This is a genomic window from Pseudomonas sp. DSP3-2-3, from assembly GCF_049898225.1.
Taxonomy (GTDB): domain Bacteria; phylum Pseudomonadota; class Gammaproteobacteria; order Pseudomonadales; family Pseudomonadaceae; genus Aquipseudomonas.
The window spans coordinates 221,674-236,776 of sequence record NZ_JAFCXH010000001.1 but is presented as its reverse complement, the minus strand read 5'-3'; the positions used below and the strand labels follow the sequence as shown (position 1 = coordinate 236,776).

Annotated in this window: 21 protein-coding genes and 1 tRNA gene; 10 read left to right on the top strand and 12 right to left on the bottom strand. The window is 55.7% G+C overall.

Annotated features, from left to right (window positions below; translation table 11 throughout):
- Positions 1 to 15: 15 nt before the first annotated feature.
- Together ACP7E4_RS01075 and pbpG are read right to left on the bottom strand one after the other, a co-directional pair.
- A complete protein-coding gene (locus tag ACP7E4_RS01075) occupies positions 16 to 474 on the bottom strand; it encodes a DUF2214 family protein (protein ID WP_426110845.1) in 459 nt (152 codons plus the stop codon).
- 219 nt (positions 475 to 693) lie between these two features.
- Positions 694 to 1,629 carry a D-alanyl-D-alanine endopeptidase gene (gene pbpG / locus ACP7E4_RS01070; RefSeq protein WP_426110843.1) on the bottom strand — a complete coding sequence of 312 codons (936 nt, stop codon included), beginning with the start codon at positions 1,627 to 1,629 and terminating at the stop codon, positions 694 to 696.
- A gap of 264 nt (positions 1,630 to 1,893) precedes the next feature.
- Here pbpG and ACP7E4_RS01065 point away from each other — a divergent pair, with 264 nt between their 5' ends.
- Positions 1,894 to 2,454: a hypothetical protein gene (locus ACP7E4_RS01065; protein WP_426110841.1), complete on the top strand. Its 561-nt coding sequence runs from the start codon at positions 1,894 to 1,896 to the stop codon at positions 2,452 to 2,454.
- A 103-nt stretch (positions 2,455 to 2,557) separates the two neighbouring features.
- On the opposite strand, the gene ACP7E4_RS01060 is transcribed toward ACP7E4_RS01065, so the two are convergent.
- The 3 genes from ACP7E4_RS01060 to ACP7E4_RS01050 all read right to left on the bottom strand — a co-directional run bounded on the left by ACP7E4_RS01060 (position 2,558) and on the right by ACP7E4_RS01050 (position 3,595).
- Positions 2,558 to 2,740, bottom strand: a complete 183-nt coding sequence (locus ACP7E4_RS01060; RefSeq protein ID WP_331152648.1) for a hypothetical protein — start codon at positions 2,738 to 2,740, stop codon at positions 2,558 to 2,560.
- Positions 2,741 to 2,854: 114 nt separating this feature from the next.
- Positions 2,855 to 3,049: a hypothetical protein gene (locus ACP7E4_RS01055; RefSeq protein ID WP_426110839.1), complete on the bottom strand. Its 195-nt coding sequence runs from the start codon at positions 3,047 to 3,049 to the stop codon at positions 2,855 to 2,857.
- A gap of 177 nt (positions 3,050 to 3,226) precedes the next feature.
- Complete coding sequence (locus ACP7E4_RS01050) at positions 3,227 to 3,595, bottom strand: hypothetical protein (protein ID WP_065835532.1); 369 nt, start codon at positions 3,593 to 3,595, stop codon at positions 3,227 to 3,229.
- A 223-nt stretch (positions 3,596 to 3,818) separates the two neighbouring features.
- Between ACP7E4_RS01050 and ACP7E4_RS01045 the strand changes: the two genes are divergently transcribed.
- A complete protein-coding gene (locus ACP7E4_RS01045) occupies positions 3,819 to 4,631 on the top strand; it encodes a shikimate 5-dehydrogenase (protein ID WP_426110837.1) in 813 nt (270 codons plus the stop codon).
- A gap of 66 nt (positions 4,632 to 4,697) precedes the next feature.
- Here ACP7E4_RS01045 and ACP7E4_RS01040 read toward each other — a convergent pair whose 3' ends face one another.
- Positions 4,698 to 5,375: a YceH family protein gene (locus ACP7E4_RS01040; protein WP_426110835.1), complete on the bottom strand. Its 678-nt coding sequence runs from the start codon at positions 5,373 to 5,375 to the stop codon at positions 4,698 to 4,700.
- A gap of 166 nt (positions 5,376 to 5,541) precedes the next feature.
- Here ACP7E4_RS01040 and ACP7E4_RS01035 point away from each other — a divergent pair, with 166 nt between their 5' ends.
- Positions 5,542 to 6,051 carry a DUF1993 domain-containing protein gene (locus ACP7E4_RS01035; protein ID WP_426110833.1) on the top strand — a complete coding sequence of 170 codons (510 nt, stop codon included), beginning with the start codon at positions 5,542 to 5,544 and terminating at the stop codon, positions 6,049 to 6,051.
- Between the two features lie 131 nt (positions 6,052 to 6,182).
- On the opposite strand, the gene nhaR is transcribed toward ACP7E4_RS01035, so the two are convergent.
- A complete protein-coding gene (nhaR, locus tag ACP7E4_RS01030; protein ID WP_331152654.1) occupies positions 6,183 to 7,085 on the bottom strand; it encodes a transcriptional activator NhaR in 903 nt (300 codons plus the stop codon).
- Positions 7,086 to 7,218: 133 nt separating this feature from the next.
- On the opposite strand from nhaR, the gene ACP7E4_RS01025 reads away from it, so the two are divergent.
- Together ACP7E4_RS01025 and ACP7E4_RS01020 are read left to right on the top strand one after the other, a co-directional pair.
- Positions 7,219 to 7,455 carry a hypothetical protein gene (locus tag ACP7E4_RS01025; RefSeq protein WP_426110831.1) on the top strand — a complete coding sequence of 79 codons (237 nt, stop codon included), beginning with the start codon at positions 7,219 to 7,221 and terminating at the stop codon, positions 7,453 to 7,455.
- Positions 7,456 to 7,485: 30 nt separating this feature from the next.
- A complete protein-coding gene (locus ACP7E4_RS01020; protein WP_426110829.1) occupies positions 7,486 to 8,247 on the top strand; it encodes a TerC family protein in 762 nt (253 codons plus the stop codon).
- Positions 8,248 to 8,322: 75 nt separating this feature from the next.
- Here the strand turns inward: ACP7E4_RS01020 and ACP7E4_RS01015 are convergent, their stop codons facing one another.
- Positions 8,323 to 8,493, bottom strand: coding sequence for a hypothetical protein (locus ACP7E4_RS01015; RefSeq protein WP_426110827.1), 171 nt, complete (start codon positions 8,491 to 8,493; stop codon positions 8,323 to 8,325).
- Between the two features lie 218 nt (positions 8,494 to 8,711).
- Here ACP7E4_RS01015 and ACP7E4_RS01010 point away from each other — a divergent pair, with 218 nt between their 5' ends.
- The gene (locus tag ACP7E4_RS01010; protein ID WP_426110825.1) at positions 8,712 to 9,410 is read left to right on the top strand and encodes a peptidase C39 family protein; all 699 of its coding nucleotides are present in this window, start codon (positions 8,712 to 8,714) and stop codon (positions 9,408 to 9,410) included.
- A 33-nt stretch (positions 9,411 to 9,443) separates the two neighbouring features.
- Here the strand turns inward: ACP7E4_RS01010 and ACP7E4_RS01005 are convergent, their stop codons facing one another.
- A complete protein-coding gene (locus tag ACP7E4_RS01005; protein WP_426110823.1) occupies positions 9,444 to 10,727 on the bottom strand; it encodes an NAD(P)/FAD-dependent oxidoreductase in 1,284 nt (427 codons plus the stop codon).
- Between the two features lie 185 nt (positions 10,728 to 10,912).
- Between ACP7E4_RS01005 and ACP7E4_RS01000 the strand changes: the two genes are divergently transcribed.
- A tRNA-Val gene (locus ACP7E4_RS01000) sits at positions 10,913 to 10,989 on the top strand.
- A 1,197-nt stretch (positions 10,990 to 12,186) separates the two neighbouring features.
- On the top strand, positions 12,187 to 12,618 hold the full coding sequence (locus ACP7E4_RS00995) for a nuclear transport factor 2 family protein (protein WP_426110821.1): 432 nt from the start codon (positions 12,187 to 12,189) through the stop codon (positions 12,616 to 12,618).
- Positions 12,619 to 12,714: 96 nt separating this feature from the next.
- Here the strand turns inward: ACP7E4_RS00995 and ACP7E4_RS00990 are convergent, their stop codons facing one another.
- The gene (locus ACP7E4_RS00990; protein ID WP_426110819.1) at positions 12,715 to 13,080 is read right to left on the bottom strand and encodes an NUDIX hydrolase; all 366 of its coding nucleotides are present in this window, start codon (positions 13,078 to 13,080) and stop codon (positions 12,715 to 12,717) included.
- A 253-nt stretch (positions 13,081 to 13,333) separates the two neighbouring features.
- Positions 13,334 to 13,714, bottom strand: coding sequence for a hypothetical protein (locus ACP7E4_RS00985; protein ID WP_426110817.1), 381 nt, complete (start codon positions 13,712 to 13,714; stop codon positions 13,334 to 13,336).
- A gap of 273 nt (positions 13,715 to 13,987) precedes the next feature.
- On the opposite strand from ACP7E4_RS00985, the gene ACP7E4_RS00980 reads away from it, so the two are divergent.
- Both ACP7E4_RS00980 and ACP7E4_RS00975 read left to right on the top strand, forming a co-directional pair.
- A complete protein-coding gene (locus tag ACP7E4_RS00980; protein ID WP_426110815.1) occupies positions 13,988 to 14,194 on the top strand; it encodes a hypothetical protein in 207 nt (68 codons plus the stop codon).
- Positions 14,195 to 14,208: 14 nt separating this feature from the next.
- Complete coding sequence (locus ACP7E4_RS00975) at positions 14,209 to 14,457, top strand: hypothetical protein (protein ID WP_426110813.1); 249 nt, start codon at positions 14,209 to 14,211, stop codon at positions 14,455 to 14,457.
- Between the two features lie 6 nt (positions 14,458 to 14,463).
- Here ACP7E4_RS00975 and ACP7E4_RS00970 read toward each other — a convergent pair whose 3' ends face one another.
- Positions 14,464 to 15,102 carry a hypothetical protein gene (locus tag ACP7E4_RS00970; RefSeq protein ID WP_426110811.1) on the bottom strand — a complete coding sequence of 213 codons (639 nt, stop codon included), beginning with the start codon at positions 15,100 to 15,102 and terminating at the stop codon, positions 14,464 to 14,466.
- Position 15,103: the final 1 nt, after the last annotated feature.

The following is a 15,103-nucleotide window of genomic DNA, read 5'->3' as shown; positions in this document are numbered from 1 at the left end:
GAGTCGTTTCTGCTTCTAGCTGAGCAGGTTGCCCCGAGCCATCCCGGTCGCGGCGATCACCATGATGACCATCAACGCCGCTTCTGCATGGCTGATCCTGGCAAATCGTCGGGCGCGACGCGTGTCGATGTGCTCCTGGTTTTTGAACGCTAGACGCCACTTGATGAACGCGAACATGGGAATGACTTCCAAGGCGACAATTGCAATGAAAGCCAGCATCTTCAGATGAAACAGTGGCTGGTGCAGGTAGTAATACGAGCCTTTTTCGAAACCGCCAAACGCGCGAAGGGCGCCCGTAATCAACAGTATTGCAGCGGCGATTCCCCAGATGTTATCCACCACGAATACGTCTCTGAAGGACCTTGGGTCATCGTCACGCAGTCGGCGCAACGCGCGTCCTCGTGCCAGTACAGCCGCCAGGGCAAAACCGAACGCCAGTAGATGCAACGCGGCCAGAAGCCATTTGACGAGCATGTTTTGTACTCCCGAAAGCCGCTCGAATTAATGCAAGCGTTGACAGAGGTTTAGCTCATGGGAGGATTGTTTGCTTGAACCGCGATGGGCTAAAGGATGAAATTTTTGTTAAGTGAGGTAGTTAAAGCTGAAGTTCGGGGGCGGCAATCGCCGATCAACTGCAAAGTGTGCGGAGCTTTGCAGTTGATCGCCCGATTCAGGAAATGAAAAACAGGGCTGTTACTCTTTTGCCTGCAATCCATTCTGTTTCATGATCAGGTTTTTTTCCTTTTTATACTGCAAGGCAACTTCCGGCGCTGGGCCGCTTTTACCTGTCTCCATCCACAGGCGCAAACGGCTGGCGTCGGCGAAGTGGGTGTATTTGCCGAACGCATCGAGGATCACCACTGACACCGGGCGATTGGCCATGCTGGTCAGCAGCACCAGGCAGTGGCCCGCTTGGTTAGTGAAACCGGTCTTGGTCAGCTTGATGTCCCAGGTGGATTTGCGGACCAGGTGGTCGGTATTGCTGAAGCCCAGGCTGTAGGTGGGCTTACGGAAAGTCACGGTCTTTTCTGGCGTGGTGCTCAGCTCGCTCAACATCGGGTACTTCCGGGCCGCCAGGACCAGCTTGGTCAAGTCGCGCGCGGTCGATACGTTGTAGATCGAGAGGCCGGTCGGCTCTACATACACCGTGTGTTTCATGCCAAGCGCCTTGGCTTTAGCATTCATCGCCTGGATAAACGCCGCGTAGCCACCAGGATAACTGTGGGCCAGGCTCGCAGCTGCGCGGTTTTCCGATGACATCAAGGCAATCAGCAGCATCTCCTTGCGCGGCAGTTCGCTGCCAATCTTGACCCTGGAAAACACGCCCTTCATTTCCGGCGTTTGCGAGATGTTGATCGGGATGACTTCATCCATGGGCAGTTTCGCGTCAAGCACAATCATCGCCGTCATCAGCTTGGTGACCGAAGCGATGGGCACAATCACGTCAGGGTTGCTGGAATACAACACCTTGTCCGTTTGCAAGTCGACGACCATGGCGCTGCCGGAGGCAAGATGCAGTTGTGATGGGTCGCGTGAAATAGCGGCGGGTTCGTTCGCCTGGGCACTGCTGCATAGTGCCGGGCCTGTAAGAGCAAATAATAGGCCGACTAGAGAAAGATGAATTTTCAAGCGAGATGCTCACTAAGAGTGGAAAGTACGATATCGCACGGAGTTATAAGAACAATGCCGCATTTTAGGAGCACAGTTCGTTACTGTCGATGGGTGTTGTAGGACCTTTCGCTAATAAAACTGCAGCGACAGGCAAGGTTCAGCTTCTGCCGAGAAACCCCGTCGATCAAGGCTGGTTGTTGAATAGTCGTGGTGTGCCAGGCGCGCAACGATTAGCATCCCATGCCATCGATAGTTGCCTACGAAGATCAAAGGAGTCGCGCAATGCCCAAAGGGTTTATCAGTAAGGATTACGCAGTATTGGTGATCGTCGCCGGTGCCGTCGCAGTAGTCCTGTCGGGCTTGGGGTTTTTTTCCAGGCCGGCCGATTGGGCGGGTTGGGTGCAGGCCACGGGATTGATCGTCGGGATAATGGTGGCGGTGGCTATCCCGGCCATTCAGAAGAAGCAGGATGCTGCAACTCAGCGTCAGCAATTGCGTACGCGTGAAACCGGTTATGCACGTCGTATCCAGTACCTGTGCGGTGAACTCAGCGAATTGTTGGCCAAGATCAGCGTCAGTCTGAATCATTTGCGTGCGTCCGATCGGCACCGTTTGCAAAACACGTTGCAGGACTATCTGCATCGCCTGTTCGAATCCCACAAGCATGACTTGAACGATGATCGCGTGGTCATTGCCTATGAGTTACGGCAAGTCGCCAATGACTTGATTGATGAACTTGAGAGCGGGCGTGCTGATCGGGTGGTGTTCATGGGCCTGGAGAAACGCCTGCAGAAACTGGCGCATCGTTGTCAGGTCAATGCCGCCATGGCCGAGCGTAGCTGATTTCGAGCAGGCAAAAAAAAGCCCGCACCAGGGGAGGGATGCGGGCAAGGGGTTGTGCGGAGCAACGCACGATTTCAGGTAAAACGAAATTCGGTGAAAACCCTTAGCCGTTGAGCTGGGCGCCGTCGAGTTTCTCGGAAAGCGCCTGGGCGGCAGGCAAGGATGCGAATGGCCCGCTGACGGGTTCGCCGTTCTGCATCAGATACCAGCAGGCCAACAGGCCGCGTTCTCTGAGGTTCGCCGGAACAGCGCTTCCAACAACTGACATGATTTGAACCTTGGTCATAACTGCCTCCATCAATCTATGGCGCTACTTTAAGGCGCCACGGCGGGATGCAGAAATCACCGCTCTCGATAGTCGACATTGATGACAAGACAAATGTCCGGGAGGTCGCAGCGATCAGTCGACAACCAGATCCAGCATTGCGACAACTTCCTGATCGGTCAGTACACCTTTGTCGACCAGGCTTTGTGTCAGAAGTGAGAGAAACTTGGCGGTGCGATGCCCCTCAAGACTCTTCAACTCTGTCAGCGCGCTGTAGACCTTGTTCGAGGTGCAGAGTCCAGCCGCTCGGTGCGGGTGCTGTGTCGGCATAAACGCATTCCTTGTTTTTATGAGGTTCGATACGGCTATCTACAGGATGACCGGCCATCCATTGAATGATTCCGCCAATGATGATCGGTTCCCAATCCAGTCAATGTTCTGAAAACGACTTTTCCTGTACCTCACAAACAACAACCCCGCCTGGCGGGCGGGGCTGAAGGTCTACTGTTACCAGCGACCGCGATCGTAATAACCACGGGGCGGACCGTAGTAATAGCCGGGTGGCGGGCCGTAATGGCGTGGCTGATAGTAGACCGGTGGCGGGACGACCACTTGATAGCCCGGCTGATAGTAAACCGGTGGCGGCGGCGCCTGGACATACACCGGCTGCTGCACATAAACAGGCTGTGGCTGTTCGACATAGACGGTTCGGTCACGGCCTGACGAAACCACTGCACCCACCACCGCAGCGCCGACAATGGCACCAACGACTGCCGGACCACCCCAGCCACCACCGCCGCCGCCATGGGCGTTCGCTTGGCCTGCGAGGGCTAGGGCACCTATTAACAAGGCAACCTTGGGGATTTGACGAATCATGACTGTTCCTCGGCTTTCAACCCCGTTGTCGCGGGCTTGCATTCTTCTCAAGCACTGCCACGGGATAATTCTAAGACAGCGGTTCCAGGGAAAACTGCGAAGCCGTTGCGTAAATTTTGTGTAAGGTATCCGGCGTGTTTATAACTACCGGATCGACTTACTGATGCGGCGTGAATAGTACGCCTGCCGGGCAGGTTTTTTCTAATGCCGTTGAGGAGAAATAATGCTGATGGTCCCCAACAAAGAAACGCAGCTGTGCATGTCGCTTGCTGGACGCCCTGGCAACTTCGGGGTGCGTTTTCATAATCACTTGTACGAACAGCTTGGACTCAACTTTTACTACAAGACATTTACGACTGGCGACCTGCCTGCCGCAATCGGCGGAATACGCGCCCTCGGCATCCGTGGATGTGGCGTATCGATGCCGTTCAAGGAGGCGTGTATTGAATGGGTGGACGAGATGGACGCCTCAGCCGCCGCGATTCAATCGATCAATACCATCGTCAATACCGACGGACATCTGAAGGCCTACAACACCGATTACATCGCTGTGGCGCAACTCCTGCAAAGTCGAGCCGTACCACGCAGCGAGTTTGCCTTGCGCGGCAGCGGCGGCATGGCCAAGGCCGTGGTGTCAGCGATGCGCGATGCTGGCTTCACGAACGGGATGATTATCGCCCGCAATGAAAATACCGGCCGAGCGCTGGCTGACGCCTGTGGACTGCGCTGGCAGGCTGAGCTTGGCACGGAGCGTCCGCCGTTGTTGGTCAACGTCACGCCGTTGGGCATGGCCGGTGCGCAGTCTGAAGAGCTGTCCTTCAGCGAGGACGCCGTTGAAGCCGCAGACACGGTTTTCGATGTGGTGGCTACGCCAGCAGATACGCCGTTAATCAATGCCGCCAGACGCCTGCAGAAACACATTATCAGCGGCGATGAAGTCGCGGCCATTCAGGCACTGGAGCAGTTCGTGCTCTACACCGGCGTGCGTCCGACCAACGAGCAATTCCAGCTGGCTGCAGCGTTTGCTCGGGGCTGAGCTGCCTCTTGGCCCTGTTGCCGATATCGGGTAACAGGGCAGGGCGCGATACTTGATGGCTGGCGCCTATTCAAGTTTCGCCAGGCGTTCTTCGAGGGCGGCAATGCGCGCTTCCAGCTCGTCCAGGCGTTCGGCTGATGCTGATGCCGAACTGCCGGAGCTGCGCTCTGGCGGATTCTGCCGGTTAGCGAGTATTTCCTGCAGCTCGTCGGGATTGCCCAGGGTGTGCATGTAACGGTCTTCGCGCTGCCCGGACTGGCGCGGCACCAACATGGCCATGTTGCGGGAAATCAGCCGTTCCAGCTGGTGAACCACTTGGTCGTTGTCCTCGAAGTCATGCATGCGGTTACTGCGAGTGAGCAGCTCGTTGACGGTTTGCGGACCGCGCAGCAACAAAAGCCCGGTCAGAATGACCTGCGCCGGGACCAGCTCCAGCGCCTTGTCGACTTTGTGTTCCCAGCGATCAGCGCGGCTGCCCATCACCAGGCGCGTCAAGCGACGGCCTTCCAGGGCGCGCAAGCTTTGACCGACCTGACCGGGGGTCAGGTTCATCACCGGATCGCGGCTGGTTTTCTGATTGCAGGCGGTGACCAGGGCGTTAAGGGTCAGCGGATAGGTTTCCGGACTGGTCGCTTGCTTTTCGATCAGGCAACCCAGAATGCGCAATTCCGTACTGTTCAGATGCAGCGCGTCGGTTGTGTCGGGCGCGTCTGTAGGTGACGTCGAGGGCTGTTCGATAGACATGGCGCTTTCCATAGGCGATGGCGGGCAGTCAGCCTAGGCTGTGTGATGAATATTTTCCAGCGCCTGAAGCCGGTCTTCGCGCTTTTCCCGGACGACGACAATAAAGACCGACTGCGTTACCAGGATAGCGTGCCTATAATCGCTTACCTTTCATTCAGGATCTGTCATGACTATTTCTTTGTATTCCGCCTCCATCCCGGTGTTTCAGCAAATGCTCAATGCCTTGAGCGCTATCCTGACCAAGGCTGAGGCACACGCAACCGAGAAGAACATCCAGCCCGAAGCTCTGCTGCAGGCTCGGCTGTTTCCGGACATGCTTAACTTCACCCGCCAGGTGCAGATAGCCGTCGACTTCGCCAAAGGGGCTTCGGCACGTCTGGCGAATGTAGAAATGCCGAAATATGACGATACCGAGACCACGTTTGCCGAGCTGCAAGCCTTGCTCGCCAAGACCCTGGCGTTCATCGGCAGCATCAAGCCAGAGCAGGTCGACGGCAACGAAGCGATCGAAATCATCCTGCGTCCGGGCACACCAAAAGAAAAACGTTTCACCGGCCAGAGCTATCTGCTGACCTACAGCCTTCCGCAGTTTTTCTTCCACGTCACCACCGCTTACGACCTGCTGCGCCACAACGGCGTAGAAATCGGCAAGCGTGATTTCATGGGCGCAGTTTAATTCGCGTCGTATCCATGAGTCGCTGACCAGCGCCAGTCGAGTCGCCGGAAGACGTTTTCATGCGGCGGCTTGTTTTGCGCAAGGCGCTCAGATGATTTCAACCCGGCAGTCTTCCGTTTACCGCTCTGCACCTAGACGGCATCGGTGAACAGCTTGTGCCGGGCGCTTTCGGTGATCGCGATAATGCCCGGGTGCTTGACCTTGCGTTCTACGGAAATGGCGTAGAACGACTCGGTCACGGCATCCGTCTGGCCGAGCAGTTCGACGCCGTATTGCGCCTGCACCTCATCGGCGATCACGCTGGGCGCGACAAATATGCCGCTGCCTGACTTGCCGAAAGCCTTCATTAGCGCGCTGTCGTCGAATTCTCCGACAATGCGCGGCTGCACGTTCTGATCTGCAAACCAGCGCATCAACCTGCTGCGCACCACGGTTTCCTGTCCTGGAATCAGCAACGGCGCACCCTGCATGCTGGCAGGGAAGTCTTTACCATAGCGCTGGGCCAGTTCCGGCGTCGCGAAAAAGCTGATGCCGCACTCACCCAACTTCTGGCTGTAGCCTTTAATATCCAGGTGCGAAGGCATCGGACTGTCAGAGATCACCAGATCCAGGCGCTGGATTGCCAGATCGGCCAGTAACCGTTCCAGTTTGTCCTCCCGGCAACTTATACGCATCGGTTCCTGCAACTCCATGGTGGGCGCGATAAGCCGATAGACGATCGATTTGGGCACCACATCCGCCACGCCGACGCGAAACAGAATCTGCTGCTCGTCCGGCTGCGCACGTAGCATCGCTTCAAGCTCATTGCCCAGCTGAAACATTTGCTCGGCGTAGGGCAGGGCCAGCCGGCCGGCTTCGGTCAATTCCAGCTGGCGTCCGACCCGCTGAAACAGATCGACACCCAGGGTTTGCTCCAGCAGGCTGATCTGGCCGCTGATGGTCTGCGGCGTCAGGTTCAATTGGTCGCAGGCGCGAACAATGCTGCCGGTTTTCGCCACCACCCAGAAGTAATGCAATTGTCGATAATTGAGCATGAACTTTCCCGATTCGGTATAACCGAAGTATACGCCTTGAAAATACGAATTTTACTGAACTATCTGCCTGACTAGAATGCGCCCCTATCGCCGGATCGAGTCAACGCATCCGGCTAATCTCATGAGGCACTCCATGATCAAACCTTTGCGCGTCGCACTGTTCACGCTTCCTCTCTTGTTTCTGGCTGGATGTGATCAAGTGGAAACATCCACCAAACAACTGTTGAACACCGCCGCCGATTCTGCCAAACAGGCCATCGACGATACGCAGAAGGCCGCCACCAAAGCGCTGGACGATGCCAAACAGGATCTCTCCCTGGCGCTACCCAAACCTGAATCCAAAGCAGACAAATCAAGCAAAGAAATCTAATCTCGTTTTCAACTGAACCAGGGCATCACTATGGAATATCTTTTAGAACTTGCGACAAGCCCGGCGGCTTGGGTCGCGTTGGCGACTCTAGTCGTCATGGAAATCGTCCTCGGGATCGATAATCTGATCTTTATCTCGATCCTGACCAACAAATTGCCAGTGCATCAGCAGCAGAAAGCCCGCCGGTTGGGTATCGGCATGGCGTTGTTCCTGCGCCTGGGCCTGCTCAGTACTGTGGCGTACATCGTGCAGCTTACCGAGCCGGTGATCGAAGTGCTTGGCCAGACGTTTTCGTGGAAGGACATGATCCTGATCGCCGGTGGTTTGTTCCTGGTGTGGAAAGCGACGACCGAAATTCACCACAGCGTGGACATCAAGACTGAGGCCGAAAAGAAGATCGAATCGACCCTTACCTTGGGTATGGCTGCAGCGATCGGTCAGATTCTGATGCTCGACCTGGTGTTTTCCATCGACAGCATCGTGACCGCCGTGGGCATGACCGAACACTTGCCAATCATGATCATCGCGGTGATCAGTGCCGTGATAGTCATGCTGGTCGCTGCTGATCCGCTGGCGAAGTTCATCAACGACAACCCAACCGTAGTGATGCTGGCGCTGGGCTTTCTGATCATGATCGGCATGACGCTGATCGCCGAAGGCTTTGGTGCTCACGTGCCTAAAGGTTACGTCTACGCGGCCATGACTTTCTCGGCATTGATCGAAGGTTTGAACATGCTGTCGCGCCGAGCCAGGCTCAAACGCGAAGCGGCTCAGGCGTCAGAGGCGCAGTAATTGGAGCAGTAAATCAGGCAGTAACAGAAGAGGTCGGCGCGGTTGAAATCCGCCGCCGACCTTTTCACGTTGAGATCAATGGGCGGCCGCGTGGGGGCCTTTTCCTGGCTTTTCGCGTTTGACAGGTGCAACACTGGTGTCACGGTGATGATGACGCCGAGAAATTCGCATCACACCCCAGAGCATGGCGGTGGCAACAGCCATCCATGCGGCGATCAGCATCACGATTGTCATTCCCAGGCTCATAAGTCCTCCACGGACTTGCTTTCTATCCAGTCCTTCTAATCGACAGTTTAGTCCCCGGCATGTTTCGGTAAATTGACCAATGGTCTCGAACTCAGGATCAATTTCGCATAGCCAGCCGCCCTGACTGCGCTATCAGGCTATACCAGTGCGCTGTGTCGCCCTATGATCGGCGTTCGAGTCAGGCCGCAGGTGGCCGACGTCTGTTGAAGTGAGTGAACATGCTACCGGTATTACTCCGATCACCCAGGGTTGGCACGAAATGGAAAGTTCTGGCTGTTGCCATTGTCTTGAATCTGGTCGGCTGCGCATCAGCTCTTACGCCTGAAATCCAGCGCCTGCCGGATCGGGTTGAGCTTAATAACGTGCCGTTCTTTCGCGGCAATGCTTTTCAAAGCGGACCAGGCGCGCTGGCCAGCATGTTGGCCAATCAGCGTGTCCAGATAACCCCGGGTTTGCTCGACAAACCACTGCAGTTGCCAAGCGGCGAGGGCAGGCTTGAGCAAAGTATGCCGAAGCTGGCGCGCGAGTACGGTTTCCTCGTGTATCCCCTGGATGACGGCTTGCAATCGTTGTTGACGCAAATTTCTGCCGGGTATCCGGTCATGCTGCGCTTTTCCGAGGGCACCGTCCTCAAAGAGCCGCGCTACGCGGTGCTGGTGGGCTACAACCGGATCAAGCAGACGGTGCTGCTGCATGCGGGCATGAACCGTCGTCTCCTGATGAGTTTCAGCAGTTTCTCATCGGCCTGGTCGAACGCAGGAAGCTGGGCGGTGTTGATCCAGAGTCCGCGTCAGTTGCCTGCCAACCTGAACGAGCAACGCTGGGTAAAGGCGGCGGAAGATCTGGCTCAGGCGGGTCAGGAACAGGCAGCAGGCGAGGCGATCAAGACATTGAAGGCCCGCCAGGTTGTTAATTGAGTTTGAGCTGCGCATCGCGCCGCTCTCGATGCCTCAAAAACCCAGTTTGTCTCTCAGGCCGTAATACCAGGCGCCCAGAGCAGTCAGTGGCGTACGCATCAACTTGCCACCGGGGAAAGGGTAGTGCGGCAGTCCGGCGAATGCATCATAGCGTTCGGCCTGACCGCGCAACGCTTCGGCCAGCACTTTGCCCGCCAGATGCGTGTAGGTCACGCCATGACCGCTGCAACCCTGAGAGTAATAAATGTTGTCGCCAAGCCGCCCGACCTGAGGCAGACGGGATAGCGTCAACAGGAAATTTCCGGTCCAGGCGTAGTCAATTTTCACGTCCTTGAGCTGCGGAAAAGCCTTGAGCATCTTTGGCCGGATGATTGCTTCGATGTTGGCTGGATCACGGGCGCCATATACGACTCCACCGCCAAAGATCAGGCGTTTGTCCGCTGAAAGACGGTAGTAGTCCAGTAGATAATTACAGTCTTCGACGCAGTAATCCTGCGGCAGAAGCGTGTTCGCCAGCTCGTCGCTCAACGGCTCGGTGGTAATGACTTGCGTGCCACAGGGCATGGACTTGGCGGCCAGTTCAGGGACGAGATTACCCAGATACGCGTTGCCCGCGATAATGATGAACTTGGCGCGAACCTTGCCCTCGGCGGTATGCACGACAGGGTTGGCGCCGCGCTCGATGCGAATGGCAGCCGACTGCTCATAAATCGTGCCGCCCAGGGAGTCCACCGCAGCGGCTTCCCCCAGTGCAAGATTCAACGGATGGATGTGCCCGCCACTCATGTCCAGCAAGCCGCCAATATATTGGTCGCATGCCACCACTTCCCGAATGCGGGCTTGATCCATGAGCTCCAGTTGAGTGTGGCCGTAGCGCTCCCAAAGCCGCTTCTGCGCTTCAAGGTGGCCCATTTGCTTGGGTGTCAGCGCGGCGAAGACACCGCCGTCCTTCAAGTCGCACGGGATCTGATACCTGGCAACCCGATCACGAATGATCGTAGCGCCCTCGAACGCCATCTGCCCCAGCAACTGCGCCTGTCCAGGCCCGACTGTGCGCTCGATAACATCGATATCACGGCTGTAACTGTTGACGATTTGTCCGCCATTGCGCCCCGACGCGCCGAAGCCAACCTTGGCCGCCTCCAGCACCGTTACCCGAAAACCGTGCTCCAGTAGAAAGAGCGCGCTGGACAAGCCGGTATATCCCGCGCCAATCACGCACACGTCTGTTTCTACCTCGCCCTGCAGTTGAGGGCGAGGCGGAGCTGGATTGGCCGAAGCTGCGTAATAGGACTGCGGATAAAGAGTGTTCGCCATCCTTTAACCTCCGTTTAATATATTTTACGAATGGACCGATCCTACCGGAGATCAAAAAACTGCACCAGCCAGCGACGTATTAAAGGCGAAAACCGGAAATCGTAAAAAATACGCATATTCATAGAGTTAGCGTGAAAATAGGTGTTGACACACATTTAGATATCCGTAGAATGCCGACCCACAGCAGGCGCGTAGCTCAGTTGGTTAGAGCACCACCTTGACATGGTGGGGGTCGTCAGTTCGAGTCTGATCGCGCCTACCAAACAAATCCGCTCTCTGCTGGGCGGTCTAGAAAGGTCAACCGAAAGGTTGGCCTTTTTTTGTGGGCGGCGTTTGGGATGGATTTGCAAAACCCCGGTCTTTGGCGACGGGCACATCCTTGACGCCTGCTACTGCCTAAACTTGGATCTATCCATCGCTGGATATAAGTGGTCAGCGCGCTCCTCCATGTCCGAGGTGGCAGGCGACCACGTTAGATGGTCTGGCCGACGGTGCATTGAAATGGATGATCGACGAGGCCGCGCAATGCGGGCTTGAATTCAACAAGGCAGTCGCGCAGATCACGCCGGACTACCACGACATGATGCATGACTCCTGTGATGGTGTGTTTGGTGTGTTACCCACGATTCCTCGAAGTATTTCGCATCTCACGGGTGATGCCGCGGGCTTTCACTCTTCCGCTTTGCAGCGTCAACAGGACCCACCCATCAGTCATCGCCCTATCGTGCGGCACGCCAATTCGAGCCGTACCCGTGGTTTTGTCTGGTGGGCGCCATTGCCAACAGTGATGGAGTGGATGGAAAGGGTATCTGATAAAGCCCGAGTCCTTTGTGATTGGACTCGGATGTCCCTATACACCGAAACGCTCGGGGTACTTATATGCGTACGCCAATGATGCCTGGAACTGCTACGACAACAATAAGGGCCACGTCGCACTCAAGATAAGTTGACGCTGTTATTGGTGCATGCTCGCGTTGATGGCGTCTACTCCCTGCTGGGCGGACAGGAAGGGCTAACTGAAAGGTTGGCCCTTCGTTGTGGACGGCCTTGAGCAATCGATTTTCACCGCCGGACTTTCAAGTATAGACACCCGTATATCCGCCACGCTCGCTCAACGTGCGCCGTATTTATTCTCATCACCTGCATCTGTTTCGAAACCCGCTCCGCTCGGACAATGGTCCCGCCAGGCCGCTTGAGCAACTGATCAAATTTCAGAAATGCAAAGTTGGCTGTGCCGACAACCTGTCATTTGAGTAGGAGACATGATGGCCAAGCTTGCGTTTTTCATGATTGGATTTCTGGTGTTGACCATTGGCATCGCCATGCTTGCGACGATTCCGCCGACGTAGCGGTCTGGCGTCAGCGCTGACCCTTGCCACCTGCATCGGATCTGCTATGTTGTATGACGTCGTATAAATCTGTTACATCTCTGCGTCATCACAACAATAAGGAATCATCGATGAAGAACTACAAACTGCTGCTCGGTTTTTTGTGTCTGTTCGGCGGCTACGTAGCCACCGCTCACGCCTCTGACGAAGCTGATGTTGAAAAAGCGGTAGATAAACTGACCCAGGCGATGTGGCACAAAGACATAGCCGAACTGCAGGCGCTGACAGCGGACAACCTGACTTATGGTCACTCCAGCGGCACCATTCAAGACAAGAAAGCATTCATCGCCGATATCGAGACAGGCAAGAGCGCGTTTCAGGAACTGAAGATGCTCAATCAGAAAATCACCCTGTCCAACGACGTTGCTCTGGTGCGCAATCACTTCTCCGCTCAGGCCATCAACAGCGGGAAGCTGGTGCCGACCGAGATCGAGAACTTCCAGATCTGGCAGAAGCAGGGTGGCAAGTGGTTACTGATTGGTCGCCAAGCCTTCCGTTTCTGATTGTTAGCCCATGTTCTGTCCCGGCAGTGGTGGAACATGGCAAGCCCGGCATGAAATCGCATAAGCGATGATATGCGCCAGGCAAGCGGGTTTATTTCAACCCGCTTGCCTCGCGTAAGATTTAACGATGGCCTTGGTCGCTGAACTGGCATTCAGATCGCTGACGTTTTTCATGTGCAGCCACTTGCAGGCCGCGATTTCATTTTGAGGTGAGGGCTTGGCAGACGCCGAGACCATTGCCATGAAAATGTGATGAATGACTTTGTCTTTTCCGTACTCGGCCAGATAGATCAATTCCAGATCCTCCAAACCGGTTTCCTCACTCAATTCCCGGATCGCTGCCTGTTCAGGCGTTTCGCCGGTCTCGATTTTACCGCCAGGCAATGCCCATCTTGATTTCGGTTTGCGCACATAGAGAATCATGCCATCCCGGTTGCAAATCACTGTGGCTCGTTCTTTCATCGTCTGCTCTACCTTTTCACACGACCAATGGTCACTGCGGGTCGTTTGCTTGTACGTGCTGTGTTCGAAGGTAAATCAGTCAGTTCACGGTTATAACTTCACTGTCATAAATCCTTCACATTAATTGTAAAAGCATTAATGATGCCAAGAGCGGTGCATATGTATTTTCGGCAAAAAAAAGCCCGGTTTAAGGCCGGGCTGGGGAAATCGCTCTGAGCAGATTGCTGCCGGGATAGCCTTCGCCATCATCTTCCTATTCATGACTGCTCAAGTAATCCGGCTTGGCTACGAAACTGGCGATTCTGCGATAAGTCTGGTCATCCGTGGCTGCCAGGAACTTCCTGCCATCCTTGAGTGTTGCCCAGAACGTCACTTCTGTTTCTTCCCCCGCGAGCATGAGACCCGCTGCGGCCCCCATCGGGCCCAACATCAGGGCGCCTGCGAGTCCAAGGCCAATGGCGTCTTCTACTCTTTTACTGGACACCTGGCTGGCAATTGCCACCGATTTGAGTGCCTTGCCCGAAATCTGGATACCAGGCCAGGGATGCAGGGGCGTCTCGATTCTGATTGCGCCGCAAATATACTCCCCATCACCCTGAAGAAAGTCACCCGCTAACACCTTGATCTTAGCCATGTGATATCTCCCTGTTTTCAACGAGAACAATGATTCCGCGCCCCGGAAAAGTGCGTGTCAAGCGCGCAGGGACGAAGCGCTGACTCACTTGAGTAACAGCAAACTGCAGTTGGGTGTGGCGCGCGGGATAGAGCAGGCGGGCGCTCTATGACCGGTGGCGACCGGTCATCGGACAACTTCTGCCAAACGATAGATGGGGGTGTCCATATCAATTACAGGGCAGTCACAAAGCTGCCGTCGGCTACGAAATGCGCTTGAATGGATGGAACTGTTATGACGTTTCGGAACGATTTTCAAAGTCAGGCAAATGCGTTGATGGTAGAACTGGACGACTCCACTTCAGTGATGATGGGTATGGTTTGTTCCCACCAGACGACAGGTCCTGTCTGGGAGGCGGCATCCATGCGCCAGAGCACCTCGTTCGGTAGATTGGCTGCATTCCTCAAGCGCTCGGATCATTTCGGTCTGGCTCTGGGCTGATCAAGGCTCTCTTTATGGCTGAGCTTTATACGCACCTTGTCGCTTATCGATTCAACGGTGAGCAGCGGCAACAGTTATTTGAACTGCCTGATGCCGCGTTGCCCGCGCATGTCGCTGCATTGCATCTGCTGCAGTTGCACTTCGGCGATGGGGAAAACAGTCTTATCATGCCTTCTGCTGATTCGGCGCCTGGCGAGATTGTGCAGCAGGCGCTGCTGCTCGGTATTTCCGAAATCCGTTCCGAGCCCGCAGCGCCAGCATAAAAGCGGTTACATCGGTGGTGTAACGCCGTCCTTGCCCGCAGATATCGCCTGCGCGGACAAGCTGCCATCGGCGGCTTTCTGGGCAAACATCACGACCTTGACCCCTGGCTTCAGCAAACTTCTGTCCCCCGGGACCAGATTTACAATTGGCACGTCCTCAGGAATGACAATCGTCTTCTGCCCGCCTTTGTAGTTAACCGTGATTGAGCGGCCATTGCTGGTAACCAGATCGCCCACCGCTCCATTGGTCATGGTGCTGTCCTTGGCCAGATCAAACGGGCGGTGCCCATCGCCGGTGCCGGCCATTTCTGGGGGGAAGACGTGGATTTCCAGTGCCTTGAGCGTGCCGTCCGGCAGCGGAACGGCGGCCGAGCCGATGTAACTGCCCGGTTTGATGTCGGCGACCTGGGCCAGCGTCACCCCGCGAACCTGGGTTGCTTTCAGCAAGTTTACGGTCAGATCCTCACCTCGATTGGTACGGACCTTCAACACGTCACCTTCAAGCGCAGTGATCGTCCCTCGCACACCCACTCTCGGCGCCGGAGCATCCTGCGCAAAGCTCTGGCTGGCACCCAACAGACAAGATGTCAGCACAGCGGTGGACAGAAGCATGCGGCGCAATGACTGGCCGAGTAGAACGTTCATA

What these genes read in the sequence shown, in the direction of transcription:
- ACP7E4_RS01075 (WP_426110845.1), bottom strand. Translation starts at nt 474, where the DNA reads ATGCTCGTCAAATGGCTTCTGGCCGCGTTGCATCTACTGGCGTTCGGT.
- ACP7E4_RS01065 (WP_426110841.1), top strand. Translation starts at nt 1,894, where the DNA reads ATGCCCAAAGGGTTTATCAGTAAGGATTACGCAGTATTGGTGATCGTC.
- ACP7E4_RS01060 (WP_331152648.1), bottom strand. Translation starts at nt 2,740, where the DNA reads ATGACCAAGGTTCAAATCATGTCAGTTGTTGGAAGCGCTGTTCCGGCG.
- ACP7E4_RS01055 (WP_426110839.1), bottom strand. Translation starts at nt 3,049, where the DNA reads ATGCCGACACAGCACCCGCACCGAGCGGCTGGACTCTGCACCTCGAAC.
- ACP7E4_RS01050 (WP_065835532.1), bottom strand. Translation starts at nt 3,595, where the DNA reads ATGATTCGTCAAATCCCCAAGGTTGCCTTGTTAATAGGTGCCCTAGCC.
- ACP7E4_RS01045 (WP_426110837.1), top strand. Translation starts at nt 3,819, where the DNA reads ATGCTGATGGTCCCCAACAAAGAAACGCAGCTGTGCATGTCGCTTGCT.
- ACP7E4_RS01040 (WP_426110835.1), bottom strand. Translation starts at nt 5,375, where the DNA reads ATGTCTATCGAACAGCCCTCGACGTCACCTACAGACGCGCCCGACACA.
- ACP7E4_RS01035 (WP_426110833.1), top strand. Translation starts at nt 5,542, where the DNA reads ATGACTATTTCTTTGTATTCCGCCTCCATCCCGGTGTTTCAGCAAATG.
- nhaR (WP_331152654.1), bottom strand. Translation starts at nt 7,085, where the DNA reads ATGCTCAATTATCGACAATTGCATTACTTCTGGGTGGTGGCGAAAACC.
- ACP7E4_RS01025 (WP_426110831.1), top strand. Translation starts at nt 7,219, where the DNA reads ATGATCAAACCTTTGCGCGTCGCACTGTTCACGCTTCCTCTCTTGTTT.
- ACP7E4_RS01020 (WP_426110829.1), top strand. Translation starts at nt 7,486, where the DNA reads ATGGAATATCTTTTAGAACTTGCGACAAGCCCGGCGGCTTGGGTCGCG.
- ACP7E4_RS01015 (WP_426110827.1), bottom strand. Translation starts at nt 8,493, where the DNA reads ATGAGCCTGGGAATGACAATCGTGATGCTGATCGCCGCATGGATGGCT.
- ACP7E4_RS01010 (WP_426110825.1), top strand. Translation starts at nt 8,712, where the DNA reads ATGCTACCGGTATTACTCCGATCACCCAGGGTTGGCACGAAATGGAAA.
- ACP7E4_RS01005 (WP_426110823.1), bottom strand. Translation starts at nt 10,727, where the DNA reads ATGGCGAACACTCTTTATCCGCAGTCCTATTACGCAGCTTCGGCCAAT.
- ACP7E4_RS00995 (WP_426110821.1), top strand. Translation starts at nt 12,187, where the DNA reads ATGAAGAACTACAAACTGCTGCTCGGTTTTTTGTGTCTGTTCGGCGGC.
- ACP7E4_RS00990 (WP_426110819.1), bottom strand. Translation starts at nt 13,080, where the DNA reads ATGAAAGAACGAGCCACAGTGATTTGCAACCGGGATGGCATGATTCTC.
- ACP7E4_RS00985 (WP_426110817.1), bottom strand. Translation starts at nt 13,714, where the DNA reads ATGGCTAAGATCAAGGTGTTAGCGGGTGACTTTCTTCAGGGTGATGGG.
- ACP7E4_RS00980 (WP_426110815.1), top strand. Translation starts at nt 13,988, where the DNA reads ATGACGTTTCGGAACGATTTTCAAAGTCAGGCAAATGCGTTGATGGTA.
- ACP7E4_RS00975 (WP_426110813.1), top strand. Translation starts at nt 14,209, where the DNA reads ATGGCTGAGCTTTATACGCACCTTGTCGCTTATCGATTCAACGGTGAG.
- ACP7E4_RS00970 (WP_426110811.1), bottom strand. Translation starts at nt 15,102, where the DNA reads ATGAACGTTCTACTCGGCCAGTCATTGCGCCGCATGCTTCTGTCCACC.